The 19,563-nt window shown below is 40.4% G+C and carries 21 protein-coding genes; 5 read left to right on the forward strand and 16 right to left on the reverse strand.

Annotated elements, in window-relative coordinates:
- Window position 1: 1 nt before the first annotated feature.
- From AC1RM2_RS15825 to AC1RM2_RS15835, 3 genes are all read right to left on the reverse strand, one after another.
- The gene (locus tag AC1RM2_RS15825) at window positions 2-745 is read right to left on the reverse strand and encodes a heavy-metal-associated domain-containing protein (RefSeq protein ID WP_492986155.1); all 744 of its coding nucleotides are present in this window, start codon (window positions 743-745) and stop codon (window positions 2-4) included.
- Between the two features lie 86 nt (window positions 746-831).
- A complete protein-coding gene (locus AC1RM2_RS15830; protein ID WP_492986156.1) occupies window positions 832-1,392 on the reverse strand; it encodes a helix-turn-helix domain-containing protein in 561 nt (186 codons plus the stop codon).
- A gap of 275 nt (window positions 1,393-1,667) precedes the next feature.
- Window positions 1,668-2,081: a hypothetical protein gene (locus AC1RM2_RS15835; protein ID WP_492986157.1), complete on the reverse strand. Its 414-nt coding sequence runs from the start codon at window positions 2,079-2,081 to the stop codon at window positions 1,668-1,670.
- A 313-nt stretch (window positions 2,082-2,394) separates the two neighbouring features.
- Between AC1RM2_RS15835 and AC1RM2_RS15840 the strand changes: the two genes are divergently transcribed.
- The 3 genes from AC1RM2_RS15840 to AC1RM2_RS15850 are packed head-to-tail and all read left to right on the forward strand — an operon-like array spanning window position 2,395 to window position 5,745.
- Window positions 2,395-4,299 (forward strand): PAS domain-containing sensor histidine kinase, encoded by a 1,905-nt coding sequence (locus AC1RM2_RS15840; RefSeq protein ID WP_492986158.1) that lies wholly within the window; start codon window positions 2,395-2,397, stop codon window positions 4,297-4,299.
- Window positions 4,296-4,712: a response regulator gene (locus AC1RM2_RS15845; protein WP_492986159.1), complete on the forward strand. Its 417-nt coding sequence runs from the start codon at window positions 4,296-4,298 to the stop codon at window positions 4,710-4,712. The genes AC1RM2_RS15840 and AC1RM2_RS15845 overlap by 4 nt, the downstream gene beginning before the upstream one ends.
- Before the next feature lie 10 nt (window positions 4,713-4,722).
- Entirely contained in the window at window positions 4,723-5,745 is a 1,023-nt protein-coding gene (locus tag AC1RM2_RS15850; protein ID WP_492986160.1) for a PAS domain S-box protein, read from the forward strand.
- 863 nt (window positions 5,746-6,608) lie between these two features.
- Here the strand turns inward: AC1RM2_RS15850 and AC1RM2_RS15855 are convergent.
- From AC1RM2_RS15855 to AC1RM2_RS15900, 10 genes are all read right to left on the reverse strand, one after another.
- Entirely contained in the window at window positions 6,609-7,163 is a 555-nt protein-coding gene (locus AC1RM2_RS15855; RefSeq protein ID WP_492986161.1) for a hypothetical protein, read from the reverse strand.
- Window positions 7,164-7,243: 80 nt separating this feature from the next.
- The gene (locus tag AC1RM2_RS15860; RefSeq protein ID WP_492986162.1) at window positions 7,244-8,308 is read right to left on the reverse strand and encodes a hypothetical protein; all 1,065 of its coding nucleotides are present in this window, start codon (window positions 8,306-8,308) and stop codon (window positions 7,244-7,246) included.
- Between the two features lie 90 nt (window positions 8,309-8,398).
- A complete protein-coding gene (locus AC1RM2_RS15865) occupies window positions 8,399-9,310 on the reverse strand; it encodes a hypothetical protein (RefSeq protein ID WP_492986163.1) in 912 nt (303 codons plus the stop codon).
- Window positions 9,294-9,725, reverse strand: coding sequence for a hypothetical protein (locus AC1RM2_RS15870; RefSeq protein WP_492986164.1), 432 nt, complete (start codon window positions 9,723-9,725; stop codon window positions 9,294-9,296). The genes AC1RM2_RS15865 and AC1RM2_RS15870 overlap by 17 nt, the downstream gene beginning before the upstream one ends.
- A 61-nt stretch (window positions 9,726-9,786) precedes the next feature.
- A complete protein-coding gene (locus tag AC1RM2_RS15875) occupies window positions 9,787-10,518 on the reverse strand; it encodes an N-6 DNA methylase (RefSeq protein ID WP_492986165.1) in 732 nt (243 codons plus the stop codon).
- Window positions 10,519-10,712: 194 nt separating this feature from the next.
- Window positions 10,713-11,711 (reverse strand): hypothetical protein, encoded by a 999-nt coding sequence (locus AC1RM2_RS15880; protein WP_492986166.1) that lies wholly within the window; start codon window positions 11,709-11,711, stop codon window positions 10,713-10,715.
- A gap of 151 nt (window positions 11,712-11,862) precedes the next feature.
- A complete protein-coding gene (locus AC1RM2_RS15885) occupies window positions 11,863-12,132 on the reverse strand; it encodes a hypothetical protein (RefSeq protein ID WP_492986168.1) in 270 nt (89 codons plus the stop codon).
- Between the two features lie 2,167 nt (window positions 12,133-14,299).
- Window positions 14,300-14,779 (reverse strand): hypothetical protein, encoded by a 480-nt coding sequence (locus tag AC1RM2_RS15890; RefSeq protein WP_492986170.1) that lies wholly within the window; start codon window positions 14,777-14,779, stop codon window positions 14,300-14,302.
- A gap of 75 nt (window positions 14,780-14,854) precedes the next feature.
- The gene (locus AC1RM2_RS15895; protein ID WP_492986172.1) at window positions 14,855-15,460 is read right to left on the reverse strand and encodes an FISUMP domain-containing protein; all 606 of its coding nucleotides are present in this window, start codon (window positions 15,458-15,460) and stop codon (window positions 14,855-14,857) included.
- Window positions 15,461-15,528: 68 nt separating this feature from the next.
- The gene (locus AC1RM2_RS15900) at window positions 15,529-16,398 is read right to left on the reverse strand and encodes a hypothetical protein (protein ID WP_492986174.1); all 870 of its coding nucleotides are present in this window, start codon (window positions 16,396-16,398) and stop codon (window positions 15,529-15,531) included.
- Window positions 16,399-16,540: 142 nt separating this feature from the next.
- Between AC1RM2_RS15900 and AC1RM2_RS15905 the strand changes: the two genes are divergently transcribed.
- Window positions 16,541-16,783, forward strand: a complete 243-nt coding sequence (locus AC1RM2_RS15905) for a helix-turn-helix domain-containing protein (RefSeq protein ID WP_492986175.1) — start codon at window positions 16,541-16,543, stop codon at window positions 16,781-16,783.
- Between the two features lie 23 nt (window positions 16,784-16,806).
- On the opposite strand, the gene AC1RM2_RS15910 is transcribed toward AC1RM2_RS15905, so the two are convergent.
- The 3 genes from AC1RM2_RS15910 to AC1RM2_RS15920 form a co-directional block, all read right to left on the reverse strand.
- The gene (locus AC1RM2_RS15910; protein ID WP_492986177.1) at window positions 16,807-17,307 is read right to left on the reverse strand and encodes a hypothetical protein; all 501 of its coding nucleotides are present in this window, start codon (window positions 17,305-17,307) and stop codon (window positions 16,807-16,809) included.
- A gap of 113 nt (window positions 17,308-17,420) precedes the next feature.
- Window positions 17,421-17,906 (reverse strand): hypothetical protein, encoded by a 486-nt coding sequence (locus AC1RM2_RS15915; protein WP_492986179.1) that lies wholly within the window; start codon window positions 17,904-17,906, stop codon window positions 17,421-17,423.
- A gap of 47 nt (window positions 17,907-17,953) precedes the next feature.
- Window positions 17,954-18,409 carry a hypothetical protein gene (locus AC1RM2_RS15920; RefSeq protein WP_492986181.1) on the reverse strand — a complete coding sequence of 152 codons (456 nt, stop codon included), beginning with the start codon at window positions 18,407-18,409 and terminating at the stop codon, window positions 17,954-17,956.
- Window positions 18,410-18,810: 401 nt separating this feature from the next.
- On the opposite strand from AC1RM2_RS15920, the gene AC1RM2_RS15925 reads away from it, so the two are divergent.
- Window positions 18,811-19,530 (forward strand): hypothetical protein, encoded by a 720-nt coding sequence (locus tag AC1RM2_RS15925; RefSeq protein ID WP_492986183.1) that lies wholly within the window; start codon window positions 18,811-18,813, stop codon window positions 19,528-19,530.
- The last annotated feature ends 33 nt before the right edge of the window (window positions 19,531-19,563 follow it).

Here is a 19,563-nt window from a genome sequence, read left to right on the forward strand (position 1 = left end):
ATTAAGTTATTTTAATCAGGAGCATTGCAAGGGCCATTACTATCATTAACCCATCTTCAATAATGGTAACAGTGCTCATAGGCAGGTTAAATACCGCGCCAAGGCATGCACACCTGATTTGCCGCTTACTGAACACACTTTTTAACACGCCAATTAAGCTTACAGACATTATTACAATAGTAACGATATTGATTATATATGACGCAAAGTTAAGCGCGAATGCCAGGCCTAACCCCAATTCAATAAAAACATAAAAGCGCCCCCAGCCGCGCCATTTACGGGCTATAACATCGTACATGGCATAGCTATCGGCAAAGCCTTCAATATCCAGTAATTTAAAAAAAGAAAACACCAGGAAAAAGCCGCTCATGAAAATCCGCATCGAAGTCATGATATCAAAGCTTTTAGCATTATAGCCAGCTATGAAGGCGGCCACCGTAATGTAGCCAAAGATGAGCAGGATGGGTTTGTATGTTTGCAACCAGGTTTTATTCCCGGTATCGTCAATTGGTCCCATTATCTCCGGGTGATGGGGCCCGGCATCTGTTAGCTGGTATTTTGGATAGGCGGCAAGTGCTTTTTGCAAATCAGCCGTGGCAATGTGCCGGTTCATTGTAATATCAGCCGTTCCTTCGGCAAGGGAAATATCTACTTTTTGAACATGATTGACCTGCGATAACAGGCTTTGAACTTTGGCCAGGCAACCTGTACAGGTCATGCCGGTAATATTATAGGTATGTGTCATGATAATTGCTAATAAATTAACTGACACAAATTTACCGCCACCAACAGTTCGCGCTGTTACGGTATTATAGCTATGTTTTACAATATTTACAGGTCTTCGATATTTTTACGTTTGTGGCCTTGCAGCTTTTTAAAAGCTGATGGAGTCATCCCGCTAACCTGTTTAAACTGGCTTGATAAATACGCCACGCTGCTATAGCCCAGTTGGAAAGCAATTTGCGAAAGGCTAAGCTCGTTATAAACCAGTAGTTCCTTAATTTTTTCGATCCTTTGGTTGATATAATATTTTTCGATAGTTGAGCCCTCTACTGCCGAAAAAAGGTTGCTAAGGTATCCATAGTCGTAATTAAGCATATCTGCCAGTATAGCCGAAAGCTTTAAAGACGCCGGCGCATCTGTATAATGTACATGCCCAATGATGATGGTTTTAATTTGTTCAATCAGGCGGCTTTTCTGATCGTCAATTAATTCAAAACCCAATTGGTTTAACGACGCTGTCAGTTTCATTTGCTGCAGATTCGTTGGCGGGTTTTTAATTTCTACTTCGCCAAGCTCAACGCCAAGCACCTGCAGGCCGGCTTTTTCAAGCTCACTTTTTACAACCATTTTGCACCGACTGCACACCATGTTTTTTATATACAGCTTCATGGCAGTAAAATTACAGTATTTAAGGTATCGGGGCCTGCTTTTTAGCCAGAGAAATCAAGGCATAAAAAAAGCCTCTTTGCTCTCGCAGCTCAGAGGCCTTTACCTAAACCTTATCACAATAGGGCGTGCGCCCCGATTTGCACTGCTAACATACAACAACCATCATTAAATGAAGACAGGCATCGATGAACAGCCCAAATCTATCGACGGATACCAATCGTAGTTCTTTTATCAAGATTGTTTACACCGTAATTGATAGCCGGGGGCTTACTTCACTACGTTAATATTTTATCGGTAATGTTATTTGTTGTTAATAGTAAATACGCTGGTTTTTTGTGTTTGCCGGTAATAGGAATAATGTCCAGTTGCCACCAGCTGTCAACCATTACATCGGGATTGGCCGATGGGATGTTATAATTAAAGGGTGGTGTTACAATAGTTTCATTGCTTACCACTGCGCGTGTAAGTGTGTCAAGTAAAAATTTATCCCCGTCGTTTCCTGCTCGTTTAGGATCAAAAGCCTCCCAAAGATACCAACCAATTATATTGCGGTAATGCGTATAGGTTGCTTTCATATAAGCCTCATTATAGGTTAATATGGTAAAGTTTGGCGCATCTGCCTTTAATATTATCCGGGGCGTATCCGTAAAAAACAAAGCCTTGAACAGTGGGTCGGTTAAAAAACTCATTGATAATAAAACACGTTGGGTTAAATCACTATGATGGCTCTTTTCTCAGAAACAGTAAAAAAAGCCATTGCTTATCTTGTACGCAATAACTTGCTCATAGGTTTAGCGTAGCTGCCGTTTTAGTTAAAAGGAGACTGGTTAGTTGCTCTATATATTTTTTTCGACGTGCATTAAGCAATACAGGCCATTAAACCAGGTAGTTAACAAAAAGCCGAGGTGATATTGGGGCTCATTCAATAGAATTACATAATATTATTTCAGTTTGTTATATTTATTCGCAACCTTTATTTGATTATTGCGAAACCCTAAGCTAATGAAAACCAAATCCTTATCGATACAGAATAATATTATCTATGATGATTTATTATTGCTCATGAATAGCATCCAGGATTATGCTATAATCCGGCTGGATGCCGAAGGGACGATCACAAGTTGGAATAAAGGAGCAGAGCACATCAAGGGCTATGCTGCGGAAGAGGTTATTGGCAAAAACTTCGCCATATTCTATCCACCCGAAGATATTCTGACTAAAATGCCTCAAGCAAGCTTAAACCAGGCCCGGGCAAACGGCAGCTGCGCCGCAACCGGCCTGCGGATGCGGAAAGATGGCTCATCATTCTGGGGCGATACGGTACTTACCGCTTTATATGCAGATGATGGCAGCCTGCGGGGGTTTGTAAAGATTACACGAGATATAACCGACCAAATGGTACTGCGCGACGAGGTAGAGCAGATGCAACGCCTGGCCGAAACAGCCATCCGGCAACAACTGGACTTAACACTTAAGGAAAATGCCGATTATAAGCACGCCCTTAATGAATCGGCAATTGTGGCCATCACAGACCCAAAAGGGATCATCAGGCACGTAAATGATAATTTTTGTAAAATATCTAAATACGAACGCGAAGAATTGATTGGCTGCGATCATCGCATTATTAACTCCGGGTACCACGGCAAAGCATTCATTCGGGAACTTTGGAGAACCATAGCCAATGGTAAGATATGGAAGGGCGAGCTGAAAAACCGGGCCAAAGACGGCACTTTTTACTGGGTAGATACTACCATTGTACCCTTTGTGGACGGTAGTGGAAAGCCGTACCAGTACGTGGCAATCAGATCAGATATCACCAAGCGAAAGCTGGTTGAAGAGGAGAGGAACACTATCCTGGAAAGTATTGGCGACGCTTTTTTTGCGGTTGACGAAAACTGGACAGTTACCTATTGGAACACTATGGCCGAAAAAGTGTTGCAAATGCCCAAAAACAAGGTCATAAACCAACATTTATGGGAGGTATTTGCCGGTTCGACTGGTTCTTTATCATACCAAAAATATCATGAAGTGTTGGAAACCGGGCAGGCAGTTCATTTTGAAGATTACTATCCTCCGCTCGCTGTTTGGTACGAGATTAGTGCCTATCCAACGGGCAAGGGGCTGTCGGTTTATTTTAAGGACATAACCGGCCGTAAGGCAACCGAAAGCCATTTAATAAAATTGAATGAAAACCTGAGAAAACAAACCAAAGAGCTGGCCGCGTCAAACGGCGAACTTGAACAGTTTGCCTATGTTGCCTCACATGACCTGCAAGAACCGCTGCGGATGATTACCAGTTTTCTTGACAGGCTGGAGCACAAATACGGCGACAAGATAGATGACAAAGGCAGGCAATATATTCATTTTGCCGTTGACGGTGCCAAACGAATGCGGCAGATCATACTGGACCTGCTGGAGTATTCCAGGGTTGGTAAAGACGGAAGCGAGCTGCAGCAAGTCTCTTTTAGTCAGCTTATTGATGAAATATTAATACTTTACCGAAAACAGATTGAAGAAAAAAAAGCCAGGATATCCTTTGCTGGCTTACCCATGTTGCAAACGTACAAAACCCCAATTCGGCAGGCTTTACAAAACCTGATTGGTAACAGTTTAAAATACCAGCCGCCGGGCGGAGCGCCGGCAATCCATATCACCGGCGAAGAAAAGAATGACCATTGGGTGATCGCCATAAGCGATAACGGAATCGGTATCGACCCGGCTTACTTTGAAAAGATTTTTGTCATTTTCCAACGATTGCATAATAAAGAAGACTACTCGGGTACCGGGATGGGGTTGGCCATCACTAAAAAGATTATCGAAAACCTTGGCGGAAAGATCTGGGTAGCATCCGAAAAAGGAAAGGGCAGTACGTTTTACTTTACAATTTTAAAACATCATCAGCGATGAAATCCATACATATTTTATTGATTGAAGACAACGAGGGCGATATTCTGCTGACCACAGAAGCTCTGGAAGATTGCAGGCTCATTAACGAGGTAAGCGTAATGAGGGACGGTGCATCTGCCATTGATTTTTTTGATACACTTAGTGATACGGAAGCTTACCCCGATCTGGTTTTACTGGATATTAACCTACCCAAAATAAGCGGCCACGAGGTGTTGCTTTATATTAAGCAAAATGAAAAATTCAAACACATACCAGTAATCATGCTAACCACCTCCTCATCCGAAAAAGACATTTTCTCGTCTTATCAGAATTATGTGAACTGTTATATTACCAAGCCGATTGATGTTTCAGACTTTATGCTGGCAATCAGCAAAATCGAAGATTTCTGGATCAATATCGTTTCTATGCCTTAAAATAAAGTATATGGAATCCCGTCAACAGCAAAAAGATTACCGCATACTGGTAATAGAAGACAATCCGGGGGATTTTGCCCTGGTTGAAGAGTTTTTATTAAGTGAATTGGAGAACCCTGTTATCTGCAATGCCACCAGTTGCCAGGCCGCAAATGACTTTTTATCCGACAACCAGTGCCGGTTCGATATCATTTTGTTAGACCTGTCCTTACCCGACAAAAACGGCGAGCCCCTGATACTGGAAATCATTGAAAGCTGCAGAAATACCCCGGTCATCGTGCTGACGGGTTACGCCAATTTTCAATTCGGTATTAAATCGTTAGCCCTGGGGGTGTCCGATTATATCCTGAAGGATGAATTAACCTCGCTCTCGTTATATAAAAGCATCCTTTACAGTTCTGAAAGAAAAAAAATAGTAGGCGCACTGGCAGAATCTGAAAAAAAGTACCAGGAGCTGTTTCAGCTGAGTCCTTTACCCATGTTTGTCTTTGAACTGGAGACGTTAGGATTTATGGATGTAAACGATTCCTTCATTCAGCACTACGGTTATACAAGGGAGGAAATTTTAAAAATGAACCTAAGAGACATCCGACCGCAGGAAGAGGTTCCAGCGCTTGAACAGGATCTTTTAAATACCAACCCGGATAACGAAGGTCTGGGCATCTATAAACACAGGAAGAAAGACGGGGAAGTTATCCAGGTTGATATTCAAAGCAATTTTATCCAATGTAAAGGGAAAGATGCCAAGGTAACTATTGCAACAGATGTTACAGAAAGATTAAGCTACATCCGCGCTATAGAGGCACAAAATGAAAGAATGCGGGAGATATCCTGGATCCAGTCGCACGTAGTCCGCGCTCCTTTGGCCAGGATCATGGGGCTATTACCATTGGTTAAAGAATTATATGAGCACAGCGACGAAAGAGAAAGGATGTTTGAATATCTACAGTCTTCGGCCAATGAGCTGGACGAATTGATTAAAAATATCACAGATAAGACCACGAGAGGCGACTATCCAATTATTTCAAAATGAACCGACATTCGTTTTCTGCGACAGATTCCCTCCGTTGAATAAAGGCGACGTTGCAATCCCAAGGCATAAAAAAGCCTTGCTGAAAAATCACCAAGGCTTTAATCAAGTCGGGATGAGAAGATTCGAACTTCCGACCTCCAGCACCCCATGATTGCCAGTATACTGTCTTATTGTTGATAATTGAGTTAATTAACGCTGTTTTTGCCTTTTAAACCATTTAAGAGGTCAACAAGAAGGCCAACAACATATCAAAGATAGGAAAATCGCATTTGTTTATCCATAAGCATAGAGTTTAAGTGATTGAATGAATTATGATGCCCATACAGGTTTGGTGCGATCAAGTGCAAAAGGAAACGATATAAATAGCCTGTGTGATGGCAATGAGCGTTTATGCTCGACAATCTTTTGCACGCTTCAGAAGCACCAGCCCTAACTTTGCTTAATAATTCATCTTCACTCTTTCTTACCCTTATAACCTTTTAAATGAATGAAGTGATGTAGCTACTACAACGTTAATCCAAACAATACTTAATAACAGCTATTATAGGAGATACAAAAGCTTCGGATTGGTATGCAAGAAATGTTCAAACTCAATCCAGACAATAGCCAACTTTGTTGTTTATAGGAGATACTAATGTATTGGATTAACAATGTAATTTGGCAGGTATCAATCCATAAGAACAAAGAATTTATACTTTATAGAGGTAATGTAGATGTTGGATTAAGTTGTTTGAGATTGCGGTAAAGTGGGCATTCATCCTATGTATTTAAAAGGTAGACTTCGCGAATGACTTAGCATAGAACCAACTTATCGTGAATGTTAATGCTATCGTTGAATTACTGCTCGACACCAATTGAAAAAGCTAATTGCCAGTCTGCGAGTACTTAATCTCCCATTTGGTACCATCTGCAAAAGACACCTCGGTTGGCCACGCTACCTTAATCTTTTTAGCATCCCTACTAAGGACACTCCATGTACCATCGTCAGAACGTCCAGGCTTTAAGGCATCATCTGTAAAGCCCCCGCCAAAACCAGCAGCGTACGTATTTCCAAGATCGGCTGGGTCACCAAAAGCATTTACTCCGTACCATCGAAACTTAATTGCCGCGATTGCCTTACCCGATACATTCTTGTATCTTATGTAAACGTTTCGGTAAGTTGAATATTCCTCTTTTACAACCTTCGCGCTTAATACCTTTACTGGCGCTTTATATAGTCCAATAGTATCTAACAACGCTTTAGCCATAGTGGCATCGACCATCTTCTTTACGTGTTCATCAGAACTTTCGCCATATTTAGCTTGCGAAAAGCTATCCAATTCCATCTTCTTTTGAACTTCTGATTTAGGTGTCGCTTGTTCACAAGATGTTAAAATAGCTAACAGTGCAATTGTAGATAGTAGTAGGAAAGGTTTCATGTCGTGATCGATTCGGTTATGTAAGATAAAGTTATACAACAATGTGGAAATTACAAGTTACAATCCCAACGGTTTAGTTATCACTGCAGTATTTCGTAGTTGGACACGCGAGCCAGACCTTGATATTTAATATACTGTTCATAGAAATGCTTTGCCTTCTTATGATCACTAATGTAATAGAGTTCATTAATCCCAGAAGGGCTTTTAATGTGTATTGAACCATACAATACTATAGGAATTTTGTAATTGCCGACAAAGCGTCTGTCTGGCGATCCGTCTTTGTTTACCCTATACCAAGTTTCACCAATCACATTTACGTCGCTGACGATATCCTTTTTCTGTTCAAGGAACTCCTGGTCTTTAAACTCGATATATAGATCTGTATAGTCAATAATTGCGATCTCTTCCTTGCCTTTAAAATAAATGATGAAAAGAGGATAGAAGTAAAAGTCACCACCATTAAAGTTCTCAACATGCAAAGTTTGTTCTGTTGTGGAAAGTATGTCTAAACCGCCCAAATGAAACTTAACCTCGTGCCGATCAATTGAAGTTCCAGCTGCTGCTTTGGTATCCAAATTCATTTGAGTGGTAGTAACATCCCAAATCTTAGTAGATGATCTCATGGTATTAAATGCACTTAACAAATCTGAATAAGCGTCAGGTAAAGCTGAATTCTCATAGTCATATGAGAGATTGATAAACGATGATTTATTAGATTCCCTTAAAGCAATTACGTCTTCGGTCAACTCTTTCAACCGGTCAGATTGAGCAGCAATTTTCTTCTTGTATAAGAAGCTAAACATTGACGATTTAAGCTTGTTGAGGTCATAAGCTAGCGCATTTTCCTGTTTCGACATATGATGCAACTCGGTCGTTAACTTCTTCTTTTGGTAGTGTATGCTTATTACCCCTTCTCTAAAGCTTGAAAACTTGAAAGAGTTAAGCCTCTCTGTGTTAAAATGGCTTTCCACGTTTCCATACTCTATTTTCTTTGGAAAAAGTTTGTTTAAAACTCCTTTTGCATATTGCTCGCCAAACTCTTTAGCATTGACTTGGCTAGTTTGATTTAATGAATCAGCATGTCCGATAATTCCTTTTCTGACTTTTAATTTAATGTTATTGGATGATATAGATTGTAGACTCATAACTATGTGTGAATTGGTTAAGTAATTGAATATACTATAACTTAAGCAAAGATGCAATTGCCAAGGGTTTGGATTGCGCAATGTTACCTACTAACGCTCTGGAAAGTCTACAATAATAGCCGGAAGGTTAATAATGCAATCGCCAACATTCCTTCCAAATTCTTCAAAAAGATCGATGTTGCGATACTTAATAGTATGTAACACAGGGTTGGTTCCCTTCAGTGGAACGGAAACAGCAAAGTAGCCAAAAGTTCCCAATTGCGATACTATACCAACTTGTAAGTTGCCTCCAATTTCAGGGTAAAGTTGATTATCTACTACCTCATGTAAAACCTTTAATGGAACTCGCCAATAGGCATGTTTTGCGTCCAAAGTTAACTCATCGCATAGCTTCGTAATCTTTTCGAGGATATGGGTCTTGTGACTGCCAAGTAAGATGCAACTTAACTTATCAAAATAACCTGTTTCTATGTGTTTGCTAAATGGAGATTGTGATCCCCGATCAACTTTTAAAATGCCAATAAAAGGGATTTTAGACTTTGGGCAGAAGCCCCATAAACTTATTTCAACATCGTAAGGAACAGATGAACAATAGACTCTAAGTATTCTAAACGCTAGATCAATAATGTTTTCATGATCTGGAATGACGTTGGGGCCGCCGCCCAGGTTGCAAAGCACCGCGCTTAAAGTCGCAAAAGTATTAAGTCCAACTATTGAACTGCCAGCATATGAAAACCCCATTGAGGCTTGGTAGTAGGTAGCGCCATAATTATTCCCACCGGCCATTTTACAAACTATAGGAAGATCAAACACTTTTGCGCCGCCTAATGTTAAAGGCTGGTCATGATCGTTAAAATCGGAAATCTTCGTATCTGCGACAGTCCAAATGGACGGCTCATCTATTCTTTCAAGGTTAACCCAAGTGGCAACTATAGTCATAATCAGCGACTTTATTAGCAATTTTAAAGCTTGTTCAACAGGTATTTCATTTGGATAACCCAATCAGTAAAGCTTTGAGTTCGTCTATGGCGATGGGTACTCTAACAGAAATTTTTGGAGATATCCATTCTGGGACACACCAGTTTGTAACGTATTTGGGATAGGGAAGCCGTTTTCTCACAGTATCAAATGAATAGCCACGAGTACGGCAAGCACAAATAATTATATCCACATCGTGCTTAAAGAACTCATCAAGATTATGGTCAACTTCCTGTGCGTTATCACCAGGGCTGGCGATACCTATCTTTAGCTTTCCAATTTCTAGTACGGCCCTTACCTCATGCACACCATTGGTTGCCCAAATGCTATTCGTAATTGGCTTGGTACAATAAGTTGACACAATCCAATCATAAATTGAGTAAATGATTGTGCTCTTTCCAATACTGGCAGTACCTTTGACTATTATAGCTCTCTTCATTGGTTTAGGTAATGATCAATTATGTTGTTCGATTTGATCGCTAATATAGCTTACAACTGTGTTAAAACAAAGTTGTCTGAACGCCATTAATTGGCTGTGATACCCTAACGGGTTCAAAAGGTTTATCAAACTTAGGTTTTGCTTCAGTACCTTTTAAATCATGTAACCAGATGTTGCTTTGCGATGGCTCTGTAAACTCAGTATAGTAAGGAAAGTAATGAGTATTGACCAATGTTATATCAACCTTGTAGCCGGTGTAAAACTCGTTGCTGAGTGAGTTCATATGTGCAATTTCACCAGTTAGAGAGTTCAACAACATATTTAGTAATGCCATTTTACAACATGTATTATCAAGATCGGCACCATAAAGTTTTAGATGCCGGTTAATCTTAACAGCGGCCAATAGCATCCTACCTGAACCGCAAGCACAATCGGCAACTGTTTGTCCTGGCCGTGAATTGTCGCCAACTGACATAGTAGACATCATATCGCATATTGGTGTCGGGGTGAAATACTGACCATTGTGGCCATTCGAAATTGCTTGCATATAAAGTTCCCCAAGTGGGTCATTGAAGCCTTCTGAAAGGTCGCCAATGATGGTGACGAGGGTAACAAGCTGTTTCACTTTGGGGTGAGTTTGGTACTTTTCAAGTGCAACGTTTTGCGATTCTGCATCATTGAATTTCCTAAAAGGTAACAGAATCCAGTCCAGGACGTCAATAAATGCAGTAGAAAGTGATTGCCCATAAGCAAATCGTTCAAATTCCTTAAGTAGCTGTTTAATGTCTGTCATAGCAGTAAGTTTTATGTCGAGTGAATTCTCGAGCGACTCACTGCTGATCAGGCAGCACTAAGGCAAGGTGGAGATTGAGTAATTGCGGAGGCTCCCGGTAGGAATACCCAATTACGAAATACTACCTTGAAACGAAGTTGAACTATGTGCTGATGTATCAGCTAACTTTGTGGAGAGAAGAAGTAACGATTTGATTAAAGCGCTAATTGATCAACTACAAACATCTTTGTCCACCCTTCTTTTCTTGGACTGAAAATGAACAAATCGTCCCTGGTACCTGCTTTAATATCTATTTCATGAATATAGAATGTACTGCTTGTACAATCAGTTAGTTCCCCCACGAAATGTTGATTAACTAATGATGAAAAATTATCATTGCCCTCTATCATTGGCCAAGGACTGTATTTCACACAATGTAAAACCAAGTTGGCGACAATCGCACTTATACAGTGATTTAACGTTGCTTTAGCAAAGTGGGATGTTCTATCATGCTTTGTTTTATTATACGCATCGTACCAATCCAATGAGTTTGAAGGATTTGCCGGATCCCAATTTTTGAATGGTCTGAACCATCCTAATGAATCATAGGCTCTTAACTTGAACTGATAATCTCTTAGAAATAACTTATCAACTAACTTGACGTAATCCTTAGTTGTATGCGCTCGCTTATTAATCGGAAGGACTCCTGTAGTAGTAAAATATGATTTCAAGCTGTTTTCAACTTCGGTACAAGCGAGAATCAATAATTCTCTAGTTTTATGACTAAAAGTGTCAATACATCGTTGATCTGGCTCTATATAAAGGAATAACTCATCCAATTTGCTAATCAACAAGCGTAAAGATTGCTGGGCTAATCGCATTTCAACAGATGAATTATTTAATGCTTGATGGACATCATCGGTGTAATATAATGTTGGCCGCCAAACCCCTTCAACGGAATGACCTATTTCCACTCTTAATGGCTGAAGGTCAATAGCGCCAAACGTTTTCACAACCCAATCATCTAATACACCTTGTTTTCTTTCGATGGCAGTTAGGCCGATTTGTATAGGATGAAACCCCGTATCACATCCGTACATGTGAACAAAATGTGTGTCGGTTTCATATGCATATCCTAATGGATTTTCGATATGCAGTTCGTCTGTCCATCTTGGAACAGTCGTTTTGGTGTTTTTGTAAGCGAGACCTTTCATCTAAGGCTTGCTAAAGTATGTAATTCATATATTGACTATCGCTGAAGTAACTCATATATTAAGGGTTAAGTAATTGTAAATGTAGTCTTAATGAACATCTTAATCAAATGAGCGTTATGTCTGCGAGTTAGAACAAGGTTTTGTGAAAAAGTTAACGCATGTATTTAAACCAATCTTCTAGTAAGATGCCGTTTTCATATATGTTTATCTCGTAATCGCCTTTCCCTACTGGAAATAATTGAATGCCACCGTCCTTGGGATTACCCCTTACAGCCCATGTAAAATCATTGTCATCGCAGATAGCCACAAACCTTAATTCGTTATTGGGCGTAACTTTGAATATCAGGCACTCTGGCTCTAATTGTATCTCAAAAGGTTGATCATTTTCCCACAAGTCGAATTCAATAATATGGTTAATCATGTTTTAATTTACGTTGAGTTCTAAAGGTATAAATTATTTATGTCGCGAGCCAGCTGCGAATAGAGCAATCCGTCTGTGAAGAGACAGCTGCAAAGCAGCGGCTTCACAGAATGCTTCACAAGAAAGTGGCGGATCGTTTGATAAATGGCCTATGCGTTAGCTCTCAAACGGTGTGACGCTTTCGAAGCGGATTGCGTGGCGCAGGTGAGCCTAACGATATGAGCGACTGGCTTTATAAATTTTGAGCGTTGCAAGCGTCACCTGGTCGACAGACCAAGTGTAAGTGCAGCATAAGTGAAAGGTATATAAAGACAGATACAGCGAATGTGATGAACGACTTTGCGCCCTCAAATAGCATGACAGGCAGCATCAGTAAGGGCCGGTAAGATCTGCACATTTTTATTGTGGGTTGTATTATGAGTAAGGGAATGAAATAAAAATGTGCGAATCTTAATTGAGTGGTGGTACTGATGCGGTGAGCTGCAATGTGCTGAAAGCTTATTGCAGCGATACGAAGCCTGGCGTGATATTGTGCGGCGCTTAAAAGTGAATCACACCTTTGGACCTTGTGTGTGAAAGGCCCACTGCGCGGACAGGCATAAGCATAGCTTGCCTTTGCTCTCTTAAGCAACAAATGGGGGCTAAGGCAAGCGTGGGCTTATGGATCAAAATTAGCCTAATCCAATGTGCTGTTATGAATATATGTATCGGCGTCCTTTTTATTGCCTTGCCTTTGTTATTGACGGCTAAGATAAACAGTTGTGTTCTTGCCAATTTTACTTTTCATTTGTGTACTAACGATGCCAACGTCAATCCCTATTAAAAAAAATGCAGCCTAATTACTTCTCACTTTGTAATCTGGCCAATGGGGTTATTTAATTAAAGTTTCTCTGATCGTCGATAAAATAAGAAATTGTTGTAACATCAGTGTCTCTTAACTGTCTAAATAGTGAATAAAAAAAAGTAGCAAAATGAAAACAATTAAAGATTTCCTAAGAGAAAACCGATTGTTAATCTTAATTGCTGCCCAGTTTGTTCTTATGTTTTTTGGTCACTACAAGTGATTTACATAAGAACTTCCTGGCAGTTACACTAAATTAACATTTTCAACGTGCTTATCCTTCCCGATAAGCACGTTTTACATTTATTTTGTTGTTTGACATTGGTAATACATCAAATGTTACAAAGATTGAAAAATAATTTTGAATCGAACGCTACTATATTCGTAAGTAATAAAACAGCAAGGCTATAGATCAATATTGTTTTAACCCGATATATTGGAGATGTTCAGGAATTGAAGCTGCAACGCGAACTCTCACCCAACTGCCAACCCTAACGCTACCACTATGTGCTTCGAAATAAGAACTGTTAGTCAGCTTGTTATGGAGGCGAAAGTATATATATGTCGTCACCTCCACTCGACCCTTCAATCTTGTTCATTTTAGCTATAACAACACTTGAGTTTTTACTAAGTTCAACAGTTAGATCATGCGTTCTAACAATACCTTATATAATTGCAGGCACTACAAAAGCCAGTACCGCTAAGACTCATACATCTGTGGTCCGGTCATTTGATAAAGTTAATAACTAAAGTTTATGATTGTTCGATAGCTATCCTTTCCCTCTTAAACAACTTCTTAGGGAAAAGGATAGCGAAGGTTTATGTGTTAATGGTCAATGTATTGCCTCAAAATGGCAAGCAATTACTAATATTTTAAAACTTTATCAACATGGACTTAAGATCCTGGAAATCAATGAAATAAAATATCGAGCGACAGATTGCTTAAATCCTTCAGCCCGTTTACCGTCTCAAATTATCCAACTGAGAATGATTAACTTAAAATCTTGATACACTATGTTGATAGAATAGTAACAGTCACCGACTTTTTTTTGTATATTTTTGAAATGCAAAGGGAGCCGTGAAGCTCCCTAACATATCTGAAGATCAGACCGGCAAGTCTGGTAGAAGTACGGACTAAACGTAACACTGCAAATGTTACGGTCAATTCGGGCCCTGAAGTTCACACCTTCAGGTTTTTTTTGTTTAGCAAATTTACAACTATCAGTTTATCCAACAGATGCTTAGACTTTATTATTGTTGATCCCCCATGCGGGTCAGGAGGTTTTCTACAAGACCTTTGCCCTCATTTATATCTGGGAATTTGGCTTACTTCAAAGTTCGCAATGTGTCGCCCATATAGCCCTTAAACAGCAAACGGTTATGATCCTGCGTTTCGATTAGCAAATCAAACTCAACTTTATTTGGTGTGTATTGCTTTGTTAATTCGACATTAGCGGTGTTGTGACCTTCATCAAAGTTGTTTTCATAAGTCCAGATGAACGACTGCTTATCCGTTGGCCCTGCACTTGATGTTTGTTTAAGTCGTTTGGCGGCTATGTAGGAAACATGGCCAAAGGTTTGATGCTCTGTATCGTTTAAAACACCACCCATTGCTATAGGTTCGGAGCCTGTTTTATAAAACGCAAAGTATGCTTTGTTAGCAACGTAAACATCAGATTGATTAACTCCATTAATCCAGGCTTCGGTTACAATGAACCGTGCTAAAATCTTTTGCCGTTTGCCATTTTCTTTTGAGTAGACAAACCAAGCAAGGGCCACAAGTCCCAGTATTATTTGTATTGTCATAGAGGTTGGTTAAATATGTAAAAGAGCCTACCAATCGGCAAGCTCTTTTTAAAATAGTACCTTTTAGGAAATAGCTTAGTTGTCCTTTACGAAGCGCAATGAACCCTTATCAGTTGCAGATTCAACAATGTCCGTTATGATTGCAGTGGTTGTTCCTGCCTCCTGGTAGATATTAAAGCAGGCCGGTATGCTCGGTGTATTTGGAAGCGTTGATGTTGTAATAAACACCGCATCGGTCCCTTTTCCGTCAAATGCACTGTTAGAATAATAGCCTGCAGCAATAGCGTTAAAGGTCGATGTATTTGTACCGCCTCCAACTGTCCAGGTTGTCTTTGCCATTAACTTCTTTGCATCTGAACTTTGCGAAGTATAAAGCTTAGTAAAGTCATTGCTTGTAGGTAATCGCCATCCTGTTGGTAGTACAACTGCTTTAGCTTCTGTAATGGTATAAAACTTACCAGTTGCCGCATCATTTGCGCCACCATTGTAATTCACTCCACCTGTACCATTGTAATTAACAGCAGTCCAGGTTTGCGTTCCGATTTTAACAGTGGCATAGTCGGTGCCGTTAACAGTTACCTTGTCGGTAGTTTGAGGTTGAATGTCAGTTGTGCTTTTCTTTGAGCATGAAGCAAGAAATAAAGTTGTGGCAGCCAGTGCCATGATAACAGTCTGTTTCATAGTTGATCTTGTGATTGGGTTAGTATTATAGATTAAGTGTTAGCTTGAGGTTTGTCCGTATAGAGCGATTAGTAAGAAATGGAAATTGTTATTTCACCTGTACGGCTTGTGTAAATCAAAGTTCCGTTTCCCGTTTCTAAATCTGACCTTCTGTAAATGGTCTTCTCCGCTTCCATAGTGTTATCGGAATAATACTGGAAGTTGCAAACTCCTCCGTCTTGATAGATTATTTTGAAACTATTTGACGGGTGTGTAATAGATGTCAAAGTCAGCGTGTGGCTTGTTTCGTCCAAAACGGAACTGCATTTATCCATTTTATCGGTTCCTTGGTAAGTATTAACTGTGTGCAGATAAATTATTCCGCTATTAGCATTTTCAGACGATTGCTGTCCTGTAGTTTGTGGTGGGCTTGATACTGGTGTTTGGTAAGCTGGTGTGGTGGTTGCTGTTGGTGGTGTTTGATAAGCCGGAGCCTGAGTTTGTTGAGGATATTGTACAGTTTGATTAGCAGCGACTGGTGGTTTTGAGGCAGACTTTGGTTTAATGAAATCATTCCATCCATAATAAGCTACTACCAATAACACACCGACAACGTAAGGCCATATTGAATAAGAAGAGTCATTGGTGCTTCTGGGAGTAGGCTGTACAATCGGCCTTTTAGGCTCAGGTTCTACTACATTTGTAGCCGCTGCTCTTAAATTTGTTACTTCTTCTTTAGGTTTTGGAGGTGTAGAAGCAGACTTAGGTGGCGTATAGGCTGGCGCTTTCAGTGGCTCAACCGTTGGTTTATTTTCAATCTCAGTAACAATATCGACCTTGCCGTTCTCGTGCGGTTTGATTTTGGTACCACAAGCTGAGCATTTAAAAGAGGTCGATTTATCTACATAAGCCCTGCATGGCTTGCCGCATGATGGGCACTTAAATTCCATTGTTGGCATGATCTATTGGATAAGGCACCGAGTAGCCTTTACTCGGCTGTTTTAATAATCAATACAGTAGGCTTGCCGTATTGCGAAACTAATAAAATACTTAGTTATTGCTAAGCAAGATGTAGCTTTTGTTTTTATTCTTTAGTGGTTGATGGCAGCCAACCTTAAATCGGATATTGAAGCTTACGTTATCAATAAGGTAAAGGAGAAAAGAGAACAACTTAATCTATCTCAATCTGAGCTTGCTGTACGCTTAAATGTTTCGAATGGCTTCATTGGTCAAGCTGAAAGCTCAAAGTCTCCAACTAAATACAATCTGAACCACCTAAATCAGTTAGCTGTTATATTCGATTGCTCCGTGAAGGACTTCATACCTGAAAAGCCTTTTAAATAGGAGCCTATTCAGGCCCCTATTCTTTACGCCACTGCATGCATTTGTTTTCGCTTAGCTACCACTGCTTTGTATTTTATCAGCTTAAATTGATGGTGCTTGTTGCGTTCTTCAATATGCTCGTAAGCATCTGAGCAGCTGTAAATGCAATAGTCGGTCCTAACGCAATCCTCAATGTTCACCTCCGTTTCATCCTTTGCAGTTAGCTTGTAAATGCTGCGGACAAATGCCGATGTGATCTGCGCGAACTGGTTAAACGAGTTGCTTTCCTCAAATCCGTAATGTATGGCAAAGCAGTTCGTTGGGTGGCATTCGAGGCGTAAGTAAAGCACCGGATTAATAAACTCGTGGATTATAGTTCCAACCTTGGCCGTTGTTCTGTCCTCCCGTTCAAGTGAGTAGCGAAGTTCCTCGTGTTCAAGAGTTGATAGCAGCGCTTTAGCGTTCTTGTAGATTGCATAATATGCCTTCTGAACTATTTTATTATAAGGTACATTGTCTTGATTGACTGGTGATTGCTGTTTCATATTGTTTGGTTTAAGAGTTTGAGAATGATGTTAAAGCAAAAAGCCCTGGTCGATTAGACCAAGGCTTTGAATGTGTTTGAAGATGTAAATTGTAGGGAACTGGGCGTAGTACCTTATAGGAAATGTATGTAGCGAGGCTCTTGAAAGGCAATAATGCGCTTAAAGAATGCAGGTAAATCAGCGTCCGATACCTTATTAGTAGCCTTTTCAAGGTAAATAGGAAACCTCAGCAGTTTTAATACTTTATTCTCATGCTCGAAGCTGTGAAAAGCATATTCGATGCGCATATCGCAATGGTAATCACATTCAAGATGCAAGTAAACCTGGTCGCAAACGAATGTATGTAGCGACAGAGATTCCCGGCCATCATATTTATAATCCCTTTCAAAATATTGGGTGGTTGGTGGCAAGTAAAGGTCTTTGATGGCTTTTAAAACACGATGGTACTTAGCCTCGATGTTGTCGTTTAGCATTTTCAAGTCGTTCGCATGAGTAAGCGAGTTTACTTTGCGCCACCGTTTGCCTATTGAATAGCCCCGACCTTTAAGTACTGGTGGCTGTGCCGGTCGGGTTGGGGTTGGAGTGCCGTGTTCTTTCATTTGTTTACTTGGGTTAGGTATGATTTAGGCAACTGCCTGGTGAGTTTTCACCAAGCAGTTGTAAAGTAGTCGCTGTCTTCAAGTCGGCCAAGGCGTTTAAATGTTGTTGGTAAATCCGGTTGGCATTTGTATTCATTGACGTAATAGTTTGGTGGAAAGGTCTCCATCAGTGCTTTTACCTCAGCTTCAAATGGACAGTTATCAAATGAGTAGTCGAGATTAAACTCCGAGCATGCACCGCATGAGAGATACCAAGAAAAGCCCTTGGTCATGAATAGGTGGGTTGCTATACCGGCATTGTCTGGGTGCTTTTTATAGTCCCTTTCAAAGGCTGTTTCAGGGCGTAGCGGCATGAATTGCTCTTTTACCGCTTTGAGTATTGCATGATACTGCGCTTCGGTTGTCTTGTTTTGCCGCTTTAGCCTTTGGTTCACGTGTTGTTTGGATTCGGCTTCTATCCAGCGTGGGATTGGAATTTGTTGGGTTTGTTTGCTACCGTTCATGTTGTTTGATGTGTGTTTGAGGTGAGTGATTTGATTGTTTTCTGTTTTGAGGCAAGTTCAATAGAGCAACTCGGGCAGCAATGCTTGATGAGTTTCGCGATGCGAAACGAAGCATTTGCCACCGACGGATTTTGCTCGTTGTGAACCTGGGTTCTTGCCTCTAAGGCAGTAAACAAATCGCTTTCTTGTCAGGAACTGGACGGGGGGTGAAATCGAGACGCCGCACTTGTTTAAAACACACTTGTGAATGGATTTAGGGGAGTAAATTGGCTATAGGGAGGGGGGACTTTAGTTTAGGCATGGGAGGGGCTTTTATCTATGTTATACCTACTTTGCTCACCATTAGCATGTAAACCGACGCTACAGTTGTACATAATCCGCATAAAATATAACTTTATACTATGAAGAAGAATAAGATAGGTAAATGCCAGCTTTGTGGCGTTGTGGGGGAATTGACCTTCGAACACGTCCCTCCTCAATCTGCCTTTAATAATAAGCCCATTTACGTCCAGTCTTCAAGTCATTTAATTGATGAGAAAAGCAATGTCTTCGGAAAGAAAATGAGGAGTAATAAGGGCTTCGGTAGTTATACCTTGTGTATCAGTTGTAATAATAATACCGGTGGTTGGTACGGAGGTGACTTTTGCAGCTTTGCACGACAGGGTATGGATTTCCTGACAAACAGCAAAACGCCCGGGTACGTAAGTGGTAATTATAAGATTAAACCATTAAATGTATTGAAGCAGATACTAACGATGTTCATGTCTGCGGACAGAGCGGGATATTTTCAATCAAATGCAAAGTTGGTGAAGTTCCTATTATCCAAGGAATCACAGGCACTACCTAAGAGCCTGAAGTTATTTATATATTCAAATGCATCGCCGGCTAAGAGAATGGTAGGATATTCTGTAAACTACGTTGAAGGGCTTGGGATTCAGAAATGGGCAGAGATTAACTTCCAGCCCTTTGGGTACCTCTTGGCTGAAGATTCAGGACCCGCTCATCCAAATATGGTTGACATTACAGACTTTGTAAAGTGTCCTTACGACAAGGAGTATTTAGTTGAACTGACCATTGCTTACTTGAAGGTTAATTCGATATTCCCTGGAATCTATGGCTGACAGCCTACTTTATTCGCCTACTCAAAAGTCTAA

The sequence above is a fragment of the Mucilaginibacter sp. GW822-FHT03E02 genome, from assembly GCF_058801545.1.